This is a genomic window from Pelosinus baikalensis (genome assembly GCF_020819555.1).
Taxonomy (GTDB): domain Bacteria; phylum Bacillota; class Negativicutes; order DSM-13327; family DSM-13327; genus Pelosinus; species Pelosinus baikalensis.
The window spans coordinates 80,651-97,891 of record NZ_JAJHJB010000012.1; the positions used below are offsets into that span (position 1 = coordinate 80,651).

At 36.5% G+C, this 17,241-nt stretch carries 15 protein-coding genes, 2 other RNA genes and 2 other annotated features (1 of these 19 running past the window's edge); all 17 genes read left to right on the forward strand.

Features of this window, described 5'->3' with window-relative positions; genetic code table 11:
- Positions 1 to 33, reverse strand: a binding site (T-box leader); it reaches 194 nt to the left of the window's first position.
- Positions 34 to 212: 179 nt separating this feature from the next.
- The 17 genes from LMF89_RS10675 to LMF89_RS10755 all read left to right on the forward strand — a co-directional run bounded on the left by LMF89_RS10675 (position 213) and on the right by LMF89_RS10755 (position 17,228).
- Positions 213 to 2,363 (forward strand): ABC transporter transmembrane domain-containing protein, encoded by a 2,151-nt coding sequence (locus LMF89_RS10675; protein WP_229535061.1) that lies wholly within the window; start codon positions 213 to 215, stop codon positions 2,361 to 2,363.
- Between the two features lie 164 nt (positions 2,364 to 2,527).
- Positions 2,528 to 2,702, forward strand: a non-coding RNA gene (ssrS, locus tag LMF89_RS10680) — 6S RNA.
- A 146-nt stretch (positions 2,703 to 2,848) separates the two neighbouring features.
- A complete protein-coding gene (locus tag LMF89_RS10685) occupies positions 2,849 to 3,391 on the forward strand; it encodes an amidohydrolase family protein (protein WP_229535062.1) in 543 nt (180 codons plus the stop codon).
- A 137-nt stretch (positions 3,392 to 3,528) separates the two neighbouring features.
- Positions 3,529 to 3,681, forward strand: a complete 153-nt coding sequence (locus tag LMF89_RS10690; RefSeq protein WP_229535063.1) for an amidohydrolase family protein — start codon at positions 3,529 to 3,531, stop codon at positions 3,679 to 3,681.
- A 125-nt stretch (positions 3,682 to 3,806) separates the two neighbouring features.
- A non-coding RNA gene (ssrS, locus tag LMF89_RS10695) (6S RNA) lies at positions 3,807 to 3,981 on the forward strand.
- A 219-nt stretch (positions 3,982 to 4,200) separates the two neighbouring features.
- Positions 4,201 to 4,764: a GAF domain-containing protein gene (locus tag LMF89_RS10700; protein ID WP_229535064.1), complete on the forward strand. Its 564-nt coding sequence runs from the start codon at positions 4,201 to 4,203 to the stop codon at positions 4,762 to 4,764.
- The gene (locus LMF89_RS10705; protein ID WP_229535065.1) at positions 4,727 to 6,451 is read left to right on the forward strand and encodes a diguanylate cyclase domain-containing protein; all 1,725 of its coding nucleotides are present in this window, start codon (positions 4,727 to 4,729) and stop codon (positions 6,449 to 6,451) included. Before LMF89_RS10700 ends, LMF89_RS10705 begins: the two co-directional genes overlap by 38 nt.
- Positions 6,452 to 6,990: 539 nt before the next feature.
- Complete coding sequence (locus LMF89_RS10710; protein ID WP_229535066.1) at positions 6,991 to 8,334, forward strand: anaerobic C4-dicarboxylate transporter; 1,344 nt, start codon at positions 6,991 to 6,993, stop codon at positions 8,332 to 8,334.
- A 148-nt stretch (positions 8,335 to 8,482) separates the two neighbouring features.
- Positions 8,483 to 8,650 (forward strand): hypothetical protein, encoded by a 168-nt coding sequence (locus tag LMF89_RS10715; RefSeq protein ID WP_007952603.1) that lies wholly within the window; start codon positions 8,483 to 8,485, stop codon positions 8,648 to 8,650.
- A 141-nt stretch (positions 8,651 to 8,791) separates the two neighbouring features.
- The gene (locus LMF89_RS10720; RefSeq protein WP_229535067.1) at positions 8,792 to 9,949 is read left to right on the forward strand and encodes a DEAD/DEAH box helicase; all 1,158 of its coding nucleotides are present in this window, start codon (positions 8,792 to 8,794) and stop codon (positions 9,947 to 9,949) included.
- A 228-nt stretch (positions 9,950 to 10,177) separates the two neighbouring features.
- Positions 10,178 to 11,095 carry a putative sporulation protein YtxC gene (ytxC, locus tag LMF89_RS10725; protein ID WP_229535068.1) on the forward strand — a complete coding sequence of 306 codons (918 nt, stop codon included), beginning with the start codon at positions 10,178 to 10,180 and terminating at the stop codon, positions 11,093 to 11,095.
- A 358-nt stretch (positions 11,096 to 11,453) separates the two neighbouring features.
- A complete protein-coding gene (gene thrS, locus LMF89_RS10730) occupies positions 11,454 to 13,364 on the forward strand; it encodes a threonine--tRNA ligase (RefSeq protein WP_229535069.1) in 1,911 nt (636 codons plus the stop codon).
- Positions 13,365 to 13,424: 60 nt separating this feature from the next.
- Positions 13,425 to 13,550: a sequence feature (ribosomal protein L20 leader region), on the forward strand.
- A gap of 28 nt (positions 13,551 to 13,578) precedes the next feature.
- Complete coding sequence (gene infC, locus LMF89_RS10735) at positions 13,579 to 14,097, forward strand: translation initiation factor IF-3 (RefSeq protein ID WP_071524641.1); 519 nt, start codon at positions 13,579 to 13,581, stop codon at positions 14,095 to 14,097.
- 15 nt (positions 14,098 to 14,112) lie between these two features.
- Positions 14,113 to 14,310: a 50S ribosomal protein L35 gene (rpmI, locus tag LMF89_RS10740; protein WP_007934943.1), complete on the forward strand. Its 198-nt coding sequence runs from the start codon at positions 14,113 to 14,115 to the stop codon at positions 14,308 to 14,310.
- Positions 14,311 to 14,343: 33 nt separating this feature from the next.
- Complete coding sequence (rplT, locus tag LMF89_RS10745; RefSeq protein WP_229535070.1) at positions 14,344 to 14,700, forward strand: 50S ribosomal protein L20; 357 nt, start codon at positions 14,344 to 14,346, stop codon at positions 14,698 to 14,700.
- A gap of 192 nt (positions 14,701 to 14,892) precedes the next feature.
- Complete coding sequence (locus LMF89_RS10750; RefSeq protein WP_229535071.1) at positions 14,893 to 15,741, forward strand: class II fructose-bisphosphate aldolase; 849 nt, start codon at positions 14,893 to 14,895, stop codon at positions 15,739 to 15,741.
- Positions 15,742 to 15,872: 131 nt separating this feature from the next.
- Positions 15,873 to 17,228, forward strand: a complete 1,356-nt coding sequence (locus LMF89_RS10755) for a TrkH family potassium uptake protein (protein WP_229535072.1) — start codon at positions 15,873 to 15,875, stop codon at positions 17,226 to 17,228.
- The last annotated feature ends 13 nt before the right edge of the window (positions 17,229 to 17,241 follow it).

Below are 17,241 nucleotides of genomic sequence, written 5' to 3' on the forward strand. Positions count from 1 at the left end.
TAAACATTTATTATTCCCAGTCATTACCTTTGACTATATTGTTACTTATTCTAATCATTAAAAGACTTCTTGTCAATAGAATATAAAGAAAAAAATAAAAAAGAATCTTGAATACAAAGTGCAGCGATTCTTAACAACTATAATATATAGTGTATAATGTACTATAGTTGCTATTAGTAGTATACTTTGAAACTTTCAAGGAGATTGAAAGCATGAATTTTTTTAGTCGTTACACAGGAAAATATGGTAAAAAATTTTTTCTAGCTGTATTTTTTGTAATGTGTGAGACGGTGTGTGATCTTATATTGCCGGCGATTATGGCGCAAATTATTGATGTGGGGATAGCTGGGAAGAATATGGAATATGTGCTTTTAAAAGGAGGTTTCATGCTCTTTATTACAGCACTAGGAGCCATTGCAGCGTCTTTCCGCAATATTATATCGAGTACTGTTTCGCAAAAATTTGGGACTGAACTGAGATTGGATTTATATAAAAAAATTCAAACATTGTCTCTTGAAAATATTGAACACTTTGATAGAGCTTCTTTGGTAACTCGCTTAACAAATGATGTTACACAAATTCAGACTCTTGTAAATGGACTCATGAGAATCTTTATCAAGGGGCCTTTTTTGTGCATCGGAAGTCTTATTATGGCGATACAACTCAATGCTAAATTAGCATTGATCTTGGCAGTGGTCATTCCGATTGTGGGGATATTAATCCTTATTAATATGAAATTTGGCTTTCCTTTTTTTATAAAGGTTCAACAGGTTCTTGACCAGTTAAACAGTGTAATGAGGGAATATTTATCTGGTGTCAGAGTTGTAAAGGCGTTTAATCGATTTGATTATGAAGTAGAGAAATTTAATAAAGCAAATCAAGAACTCCAATTAAAATCTGTTAAAGCGATGCGGATGATCTCTGTTTTTGGGCCAGGGATTATGCTTACGGTAAATTTTGGCATTGCAGCAGTACTTTGGTTTGGAGGAAAGTATGTACATTTAGGAGAAATGCAGGCAGGTCATATTATTGCATTTATTAATTATATGACACAAATGTTATTCTCATTGCTGCTGATTTCTATGGTTTTTAATATGTTTGTGAGAGCAAAAGCATCAACAGAGCGTATTAGTGAGGTATTTGCTCAAGAAAATAAGATGAAATGGGATCTTTATCCTAGTGAAATGACGGCTATTAAAGGTAGAATTGATTTTCAAAATGTATATTTTTCCTATGGAAAAATGAAGGAAGAGGCAGTTGTTAAAAATGTTACGATGACCTGTATGCCAGGAGAACGGGTTGGGATCATTGGTTCTACAGGTTCAGGCAAGAGTAGTCTTATTCAGTTAATTCCTCGTTTTTATGATGTAACTTCTGGTTCTATCAAAGTTGATGGGGAAGATGTGAAGGAGATAAACCCAAAGTGGATACGAGAGAAAATAGGTATTGTGCCTCAGAAATCTATACTATTTACTGGTACCATTATGGATAATATAAAATGGGGAAAAGAAAATGCTACGGTGGAGGAAATAGAAACTGCAGCTAGGATTGCGCAAGCCCACGACTTTATTATTGCATTACCTGAAGGGTATCAAACAAAAGTTGGGCAAGGTGGCGTCAATTTTTCTGGTGGACAAAAGCAGCGGCTGGCGATTGCAAGAGCGTTTGTTAAAAAGCCAGAAATTCTTATTTTAGATGATGCAACAAGTGCTGTTGATGTGCTTACAGAAGAGAAAATAAAAGAAGCCTTAAAACAATATGCAAAAAATCTTACTTGTCTTATTATTGCTCAGCGGATTATCTCTGTCATGGATTTAGATAGAATAATAGTACTTGATCAAGGGGAAATTGTGGGTATTGGCAAGCATAGTGAACTGATGGAAAGTTGTGAAATTTATCGAGAAATATTTTACTCACAAGTAGGTAAGGCAACTGATGAAGAAGTGGAAAATGCAGCAATAATGGCTAATGCACATCGTTTTATTTCAATGCTTCCGAAGCAATATGAAACTCAACTATCAGAAAATGGCGCAAATTTAAGTCAAGGTCAAAGACAGCTTCTAGCGATTGCAAGAGTGATCTTAGCCAAACCGTCGATTCTTATTTTGGATGAGGCTACAAGCAGCATTGATACTCGTACCGAAATACATATACAGGATGCCTTGCTAAAAATAATGCAGGGACACACAAGTTTTATCATTGCTCACCGATTAAATACCATTCGTGGTGCAAATAATATTTTAGTAATTGATCATGGTGAAATAGTGGAAGAAGGTAACCACGATTTCTTAATCCACAACGAAGGAGTCTATTATCAGATGTTTTTTGATCAGTTTAAAATATTGAGAGAATACAAAGTTTAGGATGTAGAAAATTCATATCTTGAAACGCAAAAATGCGCATTTAAAAGAATAAGCACGTATCATGTATATTAACCTTCCTAAACCGAAAAATGCTCCTAAAACTAAATTATAAAGGACTTTGCACTAGTACGATTCATATGATATTATGTATACACATAGCAAAAAGATGCCTGAAATGCACGTTATCTTTTTTATGTCCAACCTACTTTTATAACTGGGGAATCTAAATGATATCTGGCTGCCGAGCCATCATTGAGTGGAAGGCAAAAGCATGTCTAGGATGCCCACCTGCGAGCTGCAGGTTTGGACATATCAAAGAGACGATATTATGGGCTTTATTCTTTCTATTGAAAAAGGACTTATCAGAGGGTAAGTCTTTTTTTCTTTATATGAAATGTTGCGAACGGGCAAGGGAAAAGGCAGGTGAATATAAAATTGAGCTTTACGAAGTTCAGCTATTTAATATAAATAGCATAAAAGGATATGTGGAAGCTGTAAAAAAGTTTATCGCGCAGCATCCAGATGTTAAAATGGTTTATGGCAGAGGCTGGTCATGGGGTATATTAACAGGTGAAGAGTTGATTAAAGGACCTTGCAAAGAATATCTCGATGCCATTACGATCGAGATTCCCATCGTTTTACGAGCACATGATGGCCACACCCTATGGGTAAATTCCAAGGCCTTAGAAATAAATGGTATAACTTCTGAAACAGAAGTACCTCAGGGCGGCGTTATAGAAACGGATCAGAGTAATGGTGAGCTGTGGGGAACACTAAAAGAATGGGCTATGTGGCTGATTGCTTTGCCTGAATATAGTTTGAATCAATATATTACTGCGATGACTGCTTTTCAGAAGAAGATGCATCGTTTTGGTATTACGAGTATTCTTTGTATGGCAAGCGTGCCTTTTGATGTCATCTTTAAAGCTTGTGATGAAATGCAAAAAGCGAAACAACTGCAACTGCGTATTCGTGGCGCTATGACGGTTAATGCCTTTCTTAGCGATGGATGTTGGTGTCACACGTAATATTGATAACGGCCTTACATGGTGTAGAAGATATTACAGATATGGATGATGAAAGGTATCTTTTAAATAAAGGCGAATGAGCCACTGTAGAGCAAATGATCAAAAGTTTTACTATAAATGGTGCCTATACTTTATTTATGGAACATGAAATTGGTTCTATTGAAGTGGGTAAATTTGCTGATCTGGTGGTAATTGATCAAAATTTATTTGTGGTGAATCCTATCGATATAGATAAAACGAAAATCATCATGACCTTTTTTGATGGTAAACTAGTATACAAGGCGGATTAACTTCGTTTTCTATGCAAATGGCTTTGCATCTTAATAATTGATATGGTATTATATATTTAATGTTGAAAGAAGGTTTGATGCCAAGAACATTCTAAAGTCAACGGATGTATAATTATCAGAAAATGATCTACCTGTGATATATGTTATCTTATATATGTCCAACCTACTTTTATAAATAGGGAATCTAATGATATGGTAGCTGTCGGACCTCCTTTGAGTGGATGGCAAAAGCCAATCTGTGATGCCCACCTGCTAGCGGCAGGTTTGGACATATAAAAGAAACGATATCATGGGTTTACTTATTTCATTAGCGAAAGAGGGATTCTATTATAGAATCCTTCTTTCGCTTTTATTTAGACTTCAGTCTGTTGAGTAAGTGAAGCGCACGAGACAAAAAGCCACCTGCTATGCGCGCCCGTTTGACGGGTGGTAATGTTTGGATTTTCGCAGGAAAAAGGAAAATATTGTCGAACTAAAAAATAACGATCTACTCAGTTATAGAAGTAAGGAGTTGATATTATGTTTCAAAATAAATATTCTATTGGTTTCAAAATCACGTTAATGTATATAGTTATCAGTGTCTTATGGATATTATTTTCTGATTATTTAGTAAACAGTCTCGTTTCAGATCCAGGGATGGTTATTAAAATAGAGGTTGTAAAAGGATGTTTTTTTGTAGCGATTACAGCCTTAATGCTGTATCGACTCATTTCCCGTAGTTCTAGGCGCCTTAGGGAATCTGAAGAGCAAATGCAGAAGAAAAATGAAGAGATTATGACAACATATGAGGAGTTGCTTGCTTCTGAAGAAGAATTAAAAAAGCAATTTGATGAATTATTGTATAGAGAGGAAAAAATAAATCGGCGAAATGAATGTTTGTATGCTTTGCATGAAGCATCCATTGCCCTCATGCAGGGTTTTATGGTAGATGATCTTTTAAAGATTGTAGTTAGAAAAATGATGAAGATAAGTGGAGCTCAATTTGGGTATATCTACTTACTTAGTGAGAATGATAATTCTATGATATCAAAAGTTATAGAAGGATTTGCGCTATCAGATCCAGGGGAGTGTAAAAAAAGGTGAAGGTATTATCGGTAAAGTATGGGAAAGCGGAGATGTCGTCATTGTTCCAAGATATCATGAATGGGAAGACCGATTACGCGACCCGGTTTATAATCTTTTGAAAGCTGGTATTGGTATTCCTTTAAAAGCCGAGGGAAAAGTAATTGGTGTCTTTAGCATGAATTATACAGTGGAGCATGTTTTTGATAAAGAAGAATTACAAGTGTTAAAAAGTTTTGCCGAGATCACATCTATTTCCTTAGGGAATTTTCTATTATATGAAGCGTTACAAAAAAGCCAACGCCGGAATCAAAGGTTAATTGATGCGTTGCCAGATTCGATATATCTTTTGGACTCTTCTGGTATCGTACTTTCTTATAAAAACGGTAAGGAGTTTACTTCAATAATTCAGGAAGAGAAAATTGGTGAAAATTTAGAAGATTTCTTAATGATGGAGAATCCGCAAATTTTGGCAGAGAAGATTCAGCAAGCGCTTATAACAGAAAAGATTCAATTCTTTGAATATCAATATCAAGAAATGAAAACCATCAGATATCAGGAAGTACGAATTATAGCGATTAATGCCAATGAAATTATTGCCATTGTCAGGGATATTACCCAACGAAAAGATATGGAGGGTAAACTTCACTATTATGCTTTACATGACAGAATGACCGGATTATATAATCGAGTGTATTTTGAAGAGCAGTTGCAGGAGTTGGATAGAAATTGCCAGAGTTCTATTGGAATTGTGATATGTGATATTGATGGTCTTAAATTAGTAAATGATACTTTTGGACATCAGGCTGGTGATGAACTTCTCATTAGTGCTGCTACGATCATTAAAGAGTGCTTTTCAGGAATTGCTGAAGTAGCAAGGGTAGGTGGTGACGAGTTTGCAGTGATATTGTATAATTCAAGCAGTATAGATATTGAAGAGATTTGCCAGTGTATTCGTCGGCGGGTTAGTGAATTTCGTGAGACTAATGCTAAAATTCCTCTTAGCATTTCCATTGGATTTAGTGTTAAAGCTTATCCTAAGCAAAGTGTAGCTGATGTATTTAAAGTTGCTGATGATAATATGTATCGGGAAAAATTACATAGCAGCCAAAGTATTCGGAGTTCCATCGTTAAGACTCTTAGCAAAGCTCTGGAGGTTCGGGATTTTGTTGATGATGGGCATATTGATCGATTGGAGATCTTAGTCGTAAAGTTGGCAGAAGCGATAGGAATAGAGTCGAGTAGATTACCTGACTTACGTCTTTTAGGTCGTTTCCATGATATTGGTAAAGTAGGCATACCTGATCACATCCTTTTTAAATCGAGCCGCTTATCAGATGAAGAGTTTATAATTATGAGACGTCATTGTGAGATCGGCTATCGAATGGCTCAGTCTTCCGGTGAGTTATTGCCAATTGCGGATTGGATATTAAAACATCAAGAATGGTGGAATGGAGAAGGATATCCGCTAGGAATCAAGAATGAGGAAATACCTTTAGCGTGTCGCATCTTATCTATCGCCGATGCTTTTGATGCAATGACGAATGATCGTCCTTATCGTAAAGCCATGAAGCATGAAGTGGCTATAGCTGAGATTGAACGTTGTGCTGGTACACAATTTGATCCTAATTTAGTACCGCTCTTTAAGCAGATTGTTGCTGCGGAGTTTGACAAGCTAAAAGAAGTTCGTCATGTAATTCAAATTTGAATTGTATATATATTACTATTTTTATAAAAATAAATAAGATCATAATTTCCAGTAATATCTCATAAAATACTCTTTATAATAGCTTATAAGGAGGCGCTATACTTGTTAATTCATATACAATGCGGAGGTACAGTATATTTTAATAGCTTTGGTATGGGAAAATGTTTAGGATGTGGCAGGATTATTAATGTGCGAATATCTTCTAAATGAATCTATATTTAGAAGATGTAATAAGAGTGTTAATAGGACCTTAGGTTGTGATGTAATAAAATCACAGCCTTTTTTGCGTAAGAAAATGCTGTTGTAACTGAAAAAATGTAGTCAAAATTATTTAATTTGAATTAAATAATTAAATTCAAATTAAATAATTAAAAAAAACGAAGAAATCCTGTGAATTCTCTCGAATTCGCAGGATTTCGCCATATTAATAGCAAACATGTATAAGGTGAAAAAGAGGAAGGCAAGCATAATGCAAAAGTAGACAAAATTGCTTTTGCGACTTTGTTAGACTCTTAAAAGAAAGGGGAATTGTAAATAATATGATAGGTTTGGAGTTTTTAGTGGTCTTAGGCTGTTTGATCTTAGGTACTCGTTATGGTGGAATGGGTTTAGGGTTAATTAGTGGTATCGGTCTTTTTATTCTTACTTTTGGTTTTAATCTGCAACCTGGTCAACCACCTGTTGATGTTATGCTAACGATTTTAGCAGTAATTGCCTGTGCTTCTGTATTGCAAACTGCTGGAGGCTTAAATGTGATGATGAAGGTTGCGGAGCGTATATTACGCCGTCACCCTTCTTACATCACGATTCTAGCCCCAATAACTACTTGGACATTGACGTTTTTATGCGGTACTGGTCATGTCGTTTATACAATGTTTCCTATTATCTATGACATTGCGGTTAAAAAAGGAATTCGTCCTGAAAGACCAATGGCTGTTGCTTCCGTTGCATCTCAGATGGGAATCGGTGCATCTCCTGTATCCGTTTCAGTTGTGTCTATGGCTTCGATTCTAGCTCAATCCCATGGTGTAGGTAGTGCGATTGGTCTTCTTGATTTGTTGTCTGTTTCCATTCCATCTACATTGTTGGGAGTTGTTGTTGCTGCTCTTTGGAGTATGAAGCGTGGCAAGGATCTGGACAAGGATGAAGAATTTCAAGCAAAAATTCAGGATCCAGAGCAAAAAGAATATATTTATGGAACTTCTGATACTCTATTAGACAAGGTATTCCCAAAAGAATCCTATTGGGCAACCTGGATATTCTTTGCTGCCATTGGTGTTGTTGTTCTATTTGGTGCATTCCCTAATTTACTTCCTTCTTTTGGCCCTGTTGGTAAATTGAAGCCATTATCGATGAATCTAGTTATCCAGATGTTGATGCTAATTGCAGGTGCTATTATTCTGATTGTTTGTAAGGTGAATCAACGGGAGATATCCAATGGTCCTGTTTTTAAAGCAGGTATGGTTGCAATTGTTTCTGTATTTGGTGTAGCATGGATGAGTGAGACCTTCTTTCATGCACATTTCGCCTTATTGAAGAGTACATTGGCGGGCGTTGTTGCTAGCCAGCCTTGGATGTATGCTGTTGTATTGTTCCTAGTCTCAAAATTAGTGAATAGTCAAGGGGCTGCTGTTGCTGCAATTGCTCCTTTAGGTCTTAGTTTGGGAGTCGACCCCAAAATGATGGTAGCCTTTTTCTCTGCATCTTATGGATATTTTGTTTTACCAACCTACCCTAGTGATTTAGCGTGTATTGGATTTGATCGGTCGGGTACTACTCGAATTGGTAAATTTATTATCAATCATAGTTTTATTGCTCCTGGTCTAATTGGTGTAGGGGTTGGATGTCTTACAGGCTATTTCTTAGTTAAAATACTCATGTAGCTAAAAAGTCTCTCATCTTTGATGAGGGACTTTTTAGTCATTATAGGAATAAAATGACGAGTCTTGAGAAAAAATATTGATATATTATGTAATTTATAAGATAATATTGATATATGAAGTATTATTGTCTGAAGTGGAGGAATCGCTAGTGTGTCCATTTAAAGGTGACTGTTCCATGTTTTGTCCACCAGAACTTTATCGCGAAAGGCACAAAACATGTGCGAGATATATGGCCGCCAGTAAAGTTGGTATGGCCGCCGTACCTCATGAAATGTCAGCTATTAATTATGCTTTAATCCAGACGTTAAGAGGGTAAACGTAGTCTAAAGTGCCGCCTCACATTGAGGCGGCACTTGATGCATGCTGGCGGAACCATTATAGTATTCGATAAGGGAACGTTTTTTATGAATGAAGTAATTAGGACCATTAAAAATAGACGTATGAAGAGGAGAAAATAATGAGCGAATTATTTGAGAAGATCGGCGTTTCTGCCCAATTGGCAGCAGGTTTAGGGAAGGCGAACATTGACGTCCCGACGGCAATACAGACGAAAGTAATTCCATTGTCTTTAGCAGGCAGGGATATAATAGGTCAATCGGCAACAGGTACAGGTAAAACACTAGCTTATTTATTGCCTCTATTTCAGAAGATTGATGTGAGCAAAAAAGAGATGCAGGTTATGATTCTTGCCCCTACCCATGAACTTGCTATTCAGATACAGCGGCAAATTGAAATATTATCGAAGAACTCAGAAATTGCTGTAACGTCTACTCCTATTATTGGGAATGTAAATATAGCCAGGCAAATAGACAAATTAAAAGAGAAGCCACATATTATAGTGGGATCTAGTGGGCGGATATTGGAATTGATACAAAAAAAGAAGATAACGTCTCAGACGATTAAAACAATTATTATTGATGAAGCGGATCGTTTGTTAGATGACAAAAATGTGGATAGTGTAAAAGCCGTTCTAAAGACTACGCTTAAAGATCGGCAGATTCTGTTGTTTTCGGCTACGATAACTTCAAATACGTTAGCAATTGCTAAAGGGATCATGCGTGACCCAGAGGTCATTACAATTGCTGAAGAAAGTAACGAAAGACCTGATATTTCACATATGTATTTTGTGGCAGAGCAGAGAGATAAAATTGAAGTTATGCGTAAAATGGTACGCCTTGTTAATGCGAAACGTGCATTAGTTTTTATAAATAAAAGTGATGATATTGAAGAAACTACTGACAAGCTTGTGTATCATGGACTGAAAGCTGCAGGCATACATGGAAGCTCTGTAAAAGGGGATCGTAAGAAATCATTAGAAGATTTTCGCAAGGGGAAAGTTCAATTATTAGTTGCTTCTGATGTAGCAGCTCGGGGACTGGACATAGTCGGTATCGATTATGTATTTAATTTAGATTTGCCTGAAGATCCTCAAATCTATTTACATCGTGTAGGAAGAACTGGGCGAGCGGGAGAAAGTGGTATCGCCATATCGATTATTACTAAGCAGGAAGTCGCTTTAATTCATAAATACGAGAAGCTTTTAAAAATAGACATTGCTGCAAAACAGATGGAACACGGAAAAATATTTGATAAAAATAAAGCAGTTCGTAAGTAGAAATGAAGTATAAGGCTTAGCAGGCTTGGCATTTGCCAAGTCTTTTTTATAGGAATTATAAATTTCGAAGATGGAAAGTCTAGTAATCCTATCTGTCTCTTCTTTGTGTTCTCTTCATTTTGACGGTTCGATTATGTTTTAGAGAGTTAAGGGTCTTCTTATTATATTTTTGAATTGTATGCAAATATAATGTGATACATATAATATAATAGGAAGGGAGTGAGGGTGGTGAAATTGCTTTCGGTTGGTTTAAGCGGAACAACCCAGGATATTCGAGAAAGATTGCAATTGGATTGCAAAACATTAATTAAAGATGGATATAGAATAGCGATTGATGAAACCAATAAAGGACATTATACATTTATTGGTTGTAATGTGATGGAAGGAGAATTATCGTTTCGTAATTATGAACGGATTAAGAATGCAGTTAAACATCATGTTGCCAATATGTTAGCTGAATTAATTATTTCAAGAGAAGAAAAGAAAATTGTTTATAAAATTGTTGAAGATAATTATTATTATTTTTCTGCAGAAGAGCGTAAAATCATTTATGATAATACGTTGCAGTTATTAAATGATAATTATGGTGTGGTTGCGGATTTTGGTTTTGGTACGCGCAGCAAGAACATAGTGGAAAAAATTGCTGAATATCTTAACGCACATCATGAGCTTGTATTAGAAGGATTTATCAATTTTAGATTGAAAGAATATCGGGAAAAATTGGCTAGAGTAGTAGATACAGCTGTAGATGATTTTATGATGGAATTAGAATATCAAGAGTTTATCCGCGTATTGCGATATTTTGTTACGATCCAGGAACCGCAGGTAGAGGAAGTACACGTAGTTATTATTAATTCTGGTACGTACAAAATTTTAGATGAACAGGGGAATTTAATTAGTAATCAAAAATTAGAAAACTTTGTGCTAGAAAATGATGATTCAATCAATCATGAAGATTTGCTCATTACAGCCCTCATCACGATAGCACCATATAGTGTTATGGTTCACGTAGAGGATCATAATCGTGCTACGACTAAGAGCTTGGTGGATATTATAAAGAACATCTTTGATGGCAGGTTCATGATATGCAATGGATGTGACTTTTGTATAAAGGCCTATAAGGAAGACCTTATGCCTACGCATTAAACTGCTAATGTAGTTATTGACATTCATCTTGAAAATAGCTATTATTAGACTAATACTAGTAAAAGTAATGCAAAGGACAAGACAATAGTATCACTGTCGTTTCAGAGAAAAGATGTCACCGGCTGTAAGCATCTTTACGTACACCATTATTGTTACCACCTTTAAACTGCTATGCTGAATGTTTTTTTTGCTATAAGAAGTAATAGCTATAAAACGGTAAGCTGTGCCGGGTAATTCCCGTTATCAATGATCAAGATGGGCTTTTGCCAATCAGGGTGGAATCGCGGGTTATAACTCTCGTCCCTATGGGGATGAGGGTTTATTTTTTTATTTGGAAAATTTTTAAGGAGGAACATCTATGAAAAAGATACAAGTGACATTGAAAGATGGAAGTATACGTGAGGTTGAACAAGGAACTACATTGGCTGAATTTGCAGCATCCATTAGCCGCAGCTTGGCTAAAAGTGCCTTAGCTGCAAAAGTGGATGGTCATGTGACTGATTTACCAATTCAATTAAATAGCGATGCAAAGGTTGAGTTTGTTACATTTGAAGATGTTGAAGGACGTGACGCTTTTCGTCATACTTCATCACATATATTAGCTCAGGCAGTAAAACGTTTATTTACGAATGTCAAAATTGCAATTGGTCCTGCTATTGCAAATGGATTTTATTATGATTTTGATGTAGATGAGGCTTTTACTCCTGAAGATTTAGAAAAAATTCAGGCTGAAATGGAGAAAATCGTTAAGGAAGATTTCCCTATTGAAAGAATGGAAGTTAGCCGTGATGAGGCGATCCGTATATTTGAAGAGTTAGGTGAAGACTATAAAGTAGAGCTAATACGTGATTTACCGATTGATATAGCGATCTCCATGTATAAGCAAGGAGAGTTTGTTGATTTGTGCGCAGGTCCACATCTTGCTTCTACTGGCAAGGTAAAAGCTATTAAGTTGCAAAGTGTGGCTGGTGCCTATTGGCGCGGTGATGAAAAACGTAAAATGTTACAGCGTATTTATGGTACTTCTTTTGAGAAAAAGGCTGATTTAGAGGCATATCTGACGATGTTGGAAGAGGCCGCAAAGCGTGATCATCGTAAATTAGGTCGAGAACTTGATTTATTTAGTATACAAGAAGAGGGCCCTGGCTTTCCTTTCTTTCATCCAAAAGGTATGGTGCTTAGAAATGAACTTGAAAACTTCTGGCGCAAATTGCATTTTAAATATCGATACCAAGAAATTAAAACCCCTATTATTCTGAATCAAAAATTATGGCAACAATCAGGTCATTGGGATCATTATAGGGAAAATATGTATTTTACTACTATTGATAATGAAGGCTATGCTGTAAAGCCTATGAACTGTCCAGGAGGAATTTTAGTTTATCGTACTCAGCATCATAGTTACCGGGATCTTCCCCTTAGAACAGCGGAATTAGGGTTGGTACATCGTCATGAGATTTCAGGAGCGCTGCATGGTTTAATGCGAGTTCGAAGCTTTACTCAGGATGATGCTCATATCTTTATGCTGCCTTCACAAATCAAAACAGAAATACAGGGTGTAATTGATTTATTTGATGCTGTATACAGTACTTTTGGTTTATCATATCATGCAGAGTTAAGTACAAAACCTGAAAAAGCTATGGGATCTGATGAGGTGTGGGACCTAACGACTAATGCTCTTAGAGATGCTTTGGAAGAAAGAGGCATGGAGTATCGTATAAATGAAGGTGATGGTGCGTTTTATGGTCCTAAAATTGACTTTCATTTAAGAGATTCTATTGGACGTACTTGGCAGTGCGGTACGATCCAATTGGATATGCAGATGCCGGAGAAATTCGATCTTAATTATGTGGGAGAAGATGGGCAAAAGCATCGTCCTGTTATGATTCACCGTGTAGCCTTCGGCAGCATAGAAAGGTTTATCGGGATTTTGATTGAGCATTATGCTGGAGCATTTCCTGCGTGGCTGGCACCAGTACAGGTTAAGATATTACCGATTACTGATCGGCAGGCAGCATATGCTCGTGAGTTGGCAGCTGCTATGTTTGAGCAAGAGATCCGGGTTGAGGTAGATGAGCGTAGTGAAAAAATTGGTTATAAGATTCGTGAGGCACAACTGCAAAAAATTCCATATACATTAGTTGTTGGTGATAAAGAAGTTGAATCAGGTAGTGTGGCTGTACGTAAGCGTGGTCACGGCGATGTCGGTGGGAAACTTGCTAGTGAGTTTATTTCCGATCTTTTAAAAGAAATAAAGGAAAAAGCTTGAAAAATAGTTCTTGACATTCGATATTCCTAATGTTAATATTATCAAGTACTCAAGAATATTGAGTCTAAGTAGAAGCCATCCGCTTCTCACCTTGCAACGCATTAGCAGTTCGTAAGGTTATGACAGCATGTATGATTATGCTTTTGTTGCGGGTGGTATTTATACCATCCGTTTTTATTTATATGTAGCTAAATTTATCAGGGGGTGAGCGACAATTAGCAAAGACACATTAAGAATTAACGAGGAAATCAGGGCTAGAGAAGTTCGTTTGACTAGTGCAACTAATGAACCATTAGGTATTGTCCAACTAAGAGATGCGCTGCAGATGGCAGCAGAACAACATCTTGATTTAGTCGAGGTAGCACCAACGGCTAAGCCGCCTGTATGTCGTATTATGGATTTTGGTAAATTCAAATATGAACAACAGAAACGGGAGAAAGAAGCCAAGAAAAAACAAAAAGTTGTAACTGTCAAGGAAGTAAAACTACGTCCAAACATTGAGGATCATGACTTTGATGTTAAATTTAAAAACGCTCAACGCTTTCTCGAAGATGGTGACAAAGTAAAAGTAACCATCATGTTTCGTGGACGGGAGTTGTCCCATCCTGAACTAGGGAAGAAAGTTTTGGATAAAATGGCCAGCCAAATTAAAGATATTGCCAATATTGAGCGCGCGGCTAGGCTTGAAGGAAAAAATATGATAATGATTCTGGCACCTAAGCCACAGAATTAAGAAGGGAGACCAATTATGCCAAAAATGAAAACACGTAGAGCTGCTGCTAAACGCTTTAAAGTTACTGGTAGCGGTGAGTTCAAACGTTCTAAAGCTTTTAAACGTCACATCCTTGAGAAAAAAGGTCCAGCTCGTAAACGTAATTTACGTAAAGCTGGTTTGGTTAGCAAATCTGATCATGAACGCGTATCGAAAATGCTTCCTTACGCCTAAAATTGACATATATTAAATAGGGGGTACAGCAACATGCCAAGAGTTAAAACAGGCGTGACAGCACATAAACGTCATAAGAAAATTCTTAAGTTAGCTAAAGGTTATAAGGGTTCTAAAAGCAAGCTGTTTAAAAAAGCAAATGAAACAGTAATGAAAGCTCTATATTATGCTCGTCGCGATCGTCGTGCGAAAAAAGGTGAATTCCGTAGATTGTGGATTTCCCGTATTAATGCTGCGGCTCGTTTAAATGGTCTTTCTTACAGCAAATTGATTAGCGGTTTGAGTAAAGCCGGTGTAGAAGTAAATCGTAAGATGATGGCTGATTTTGCAGTTAATGATACAGTTGCTTTTGCTAAACTTGTTGAAATTGCTAAAGAGCAACTTAAATAGATATCAAATTCCTAGACTTTTGTCTAGGAATTTTTATTTTTACACGAATCTATCATTGCGCGCAGAGCAAATTTATAGATGAGGAATAAAAAAAATTAAATATTCAAAATATATGCAGGTTTTTAAAAAAAGTTTCGCGAATATAATAGAATCAAATTGAAGTAAAATTTAACCGTAAGGAGGGATTTTATTTTGGCGTTAGTAACAATGAATCATTTACTTGACGATGCGCGTAATCGAAAGTATGCAGTTGGCGGTTTTAATGTGTTTAATCTAGAGACATTGTGTGCGGTTGTAGAAGTGGCAGAAGAATTAAAAACACCATTAGTACTTGGAATTACGGAACGGTTTTTCAAGTTTGTTGATGTAGAGACCTTAAGCGCGGCTATGGTTCGTGCTGCACAAAAATCATCAGTACCGATAGCTCTCCATTTGGATCATGGTCATACTTACGAAGGGATTATTAAAGCAATTCGTTGGGGATTCACCTCTGTTATGTTTGATGGATCTGCTTTGCCTGTTAGCGAAAACTTGAAACAGACTAGAGAAGTTACACGTATAGCCCATTCCCTCGGCGTTTCTGTCGAAGGTGAATTGGGCTATGTTGGTTGTTGCGAGCATGTAGATGATATTAATGAAGACAATATTGTTACATGTGATGTGGCCGCTAATTTTGTGGATAAAACTAAGATTGATGCTTTGGCTGTTTCGGTAGGTAATAAGCATGGAGCATATCGTGGTATGACAAAACTCAATATCACCAGATTAGGTCAGTTGAGTACTGTTGTTAGCGTGCCATTAGTTATGCATGGAGGATCGAAATTGAGTAGTGATGATTACTCTAATTCTATAAAATGTGGCATTAGTAAGATTAATATCCCTATTGATACGTCTATGGCTGCAAGTGAAAAACTTAAAAATGAGCTGCGTGACAATCCGGGAGCTAATTATATATTTTTGATGTCTGCAGTTAAAAAAGGTGTGAAAGAGTCAGTTAGTAAGTATATGTTCCACTTTAATTGTATTTCTAAAGCTATATAAATTAAATATTTATAAAAAACACACATTTTCAAAAGAAAATGTGTGTTTTTTCTTACTAGTAGTGGTAAAATATATTGGTATCGTTGGATATGGCACTTATAAATGCTATTTGAAATTTGGAGTGAAGTATTTTGATCGTTCATACTAGATTTGCAAATTTATTTGACATTTCGCAGTGGAAACTAACGCCTTATCAAATTTTAGCTTTGGGTTTTGCGGGGTTAATCGTAGCTGGAGCCTTGTTATTGATGACACCAATGGCCTCGGCGACTGGTCAAGGTTTATCTTTTATTGATGCCTTGTTTACAGCGACCTCAGCGGTATGTGTAACTGGATTGGTAGTTGTTGATACGGGGACTTATTTTTCTATATTTGGGCAAATGGTAATTATTGTTCTTATTCAGGCCGGAGCTCTGGGAATTATGACAATGGCTACATTAATGGCGCTGATTATGCGTCGTAAGATTCAATTGCGTGAGCGTCTGATTATGCAGGAAGCTTTGAATCATATGACAGTATCAGGTGTTGTTCGACTAACCCAATATATCATTTTCGCTACATTTTTTCTTGAATTTATTGGTGGAACAATCTTAGCAATCCATTGGTATTCTGATTTGGGTAGCACAGGTATTTATTATGGTTATTGGCATGCCGTATCTGCTTTCTGTAATGCTGGATTTGACTTGTTTGGCAGTAGTTTAACAAGCTATGTCGATGATATTACTGTAAATCTTACGGTTACCTCTTTGATTATTTTAGGCGGTCTTGGCTTTACTGTAATTTTTGATGTTTGGAATAATCGACGATGGAGGAAGCTTTCATTACATACTAAGTTGGTACTTATTACTACTTTAGTGCTACTTATTTTTGGTACCGTAGTTATTCTATTGTTAGAAATGCATAATTCGGAGACTCTTGGTGAGCTATCTTGGAAAGGTAAGATTCTTGCTAGTTATTTCCAATCTGTAACACCAAGAACTGCAGGGTATAATACAGTTGATATCGGTAAAATGCAGGATGCTACCTTGTTTTTTACGATTATCTTAATGTTTATTGGTGCATCTCCTGCTTCAACAGGTGGTGGCGTAAAGACAACAACTCTTGGAGTAATGATTGCGGCAATATGGGCTTTAATTACAGGTAAGCATGATGCTGAGATATTTCGACGCCGCATTAACCAGAATATCATCTATAAAGCCTTTACCGTGTTTTTTATTGCTGCAACATTAGTTATTATTGTAACAATGATGATGAGTATTAGCGAAGAATTCTCCTTTTTAAGGATATTATTTGAAGTGGTATCGGCGTTTGGAACGGTGGGGTTGTCTACAGGTATCACTAGTTCATTAACTGTACATGGTAAACTGTGGCTTATTATTACTATGTTTGCAGGTCGGATAGGTCCTGTGACATTCGTTTTAGCTTTGGCCTTACGTAGTAGAAAAGGTGCAATACATTATCCTGAGGGTAAGATTAATATTGGTTGAGGAGCAAATTTTT

Bases quoted from the DNA above. Each gene is read 5' to 3' on its own strand.
- LMF89_RS10675 (WP_229535061.1), top strand. From the start codon at position 213: ATGAATTTTTTTAGTCGTTACACAGGAAAATATGGTAAAAAATTTTTT.
- LMF89_RS10690 (WP_229535063.1), top strand. From the start codon at position 3,529: ATGGAACATGAAATTGGTTCTATTGAAGTGGGTAAATTTGCTGATCTG.
- LMF89_RS10700 (WP_229535064.1), top strand. From the start codon at position 4,201: ATGTTTCAAAATAAATATTCTATTGGTTTCAAAATCACGTTAATGTAT.
- LMF89_RS10710 (WP_229535066.1), top strand. From the start codon at position 6,991: ATGATAGGTTTGGAGTTTTTAGTGGTCTTAGGCTGTTTGATCTTAGGT.
- LMF89_RS10720 (WP_229535067.1), top strand. From the start codon at position 8,792: ATGAGCGAATTATTTGAGAAGATCGGCGTTTCTGCCCAATTGGCAGCA.
- thrS (WP_229535069.1), top strand. From the start codon at position 11,454: ATGAAAAAGATACAAGTGACATTGAAAGATGGAAGTATACGTGAGGTT.
- rpmI (WP_007934943.1), top strand. From the start codon at position 14,113: ATGCCAAAAATGAAAACACGTAGAGCTGCTGCTAAACGCTTTAAAGTT.
- rplT (WP_229535070.1), top strand. From the start codon at position 14,344: ATGCCAAGAGTTAAAACAGGCGTGACAGCACATAAACGTCATAAGAAA.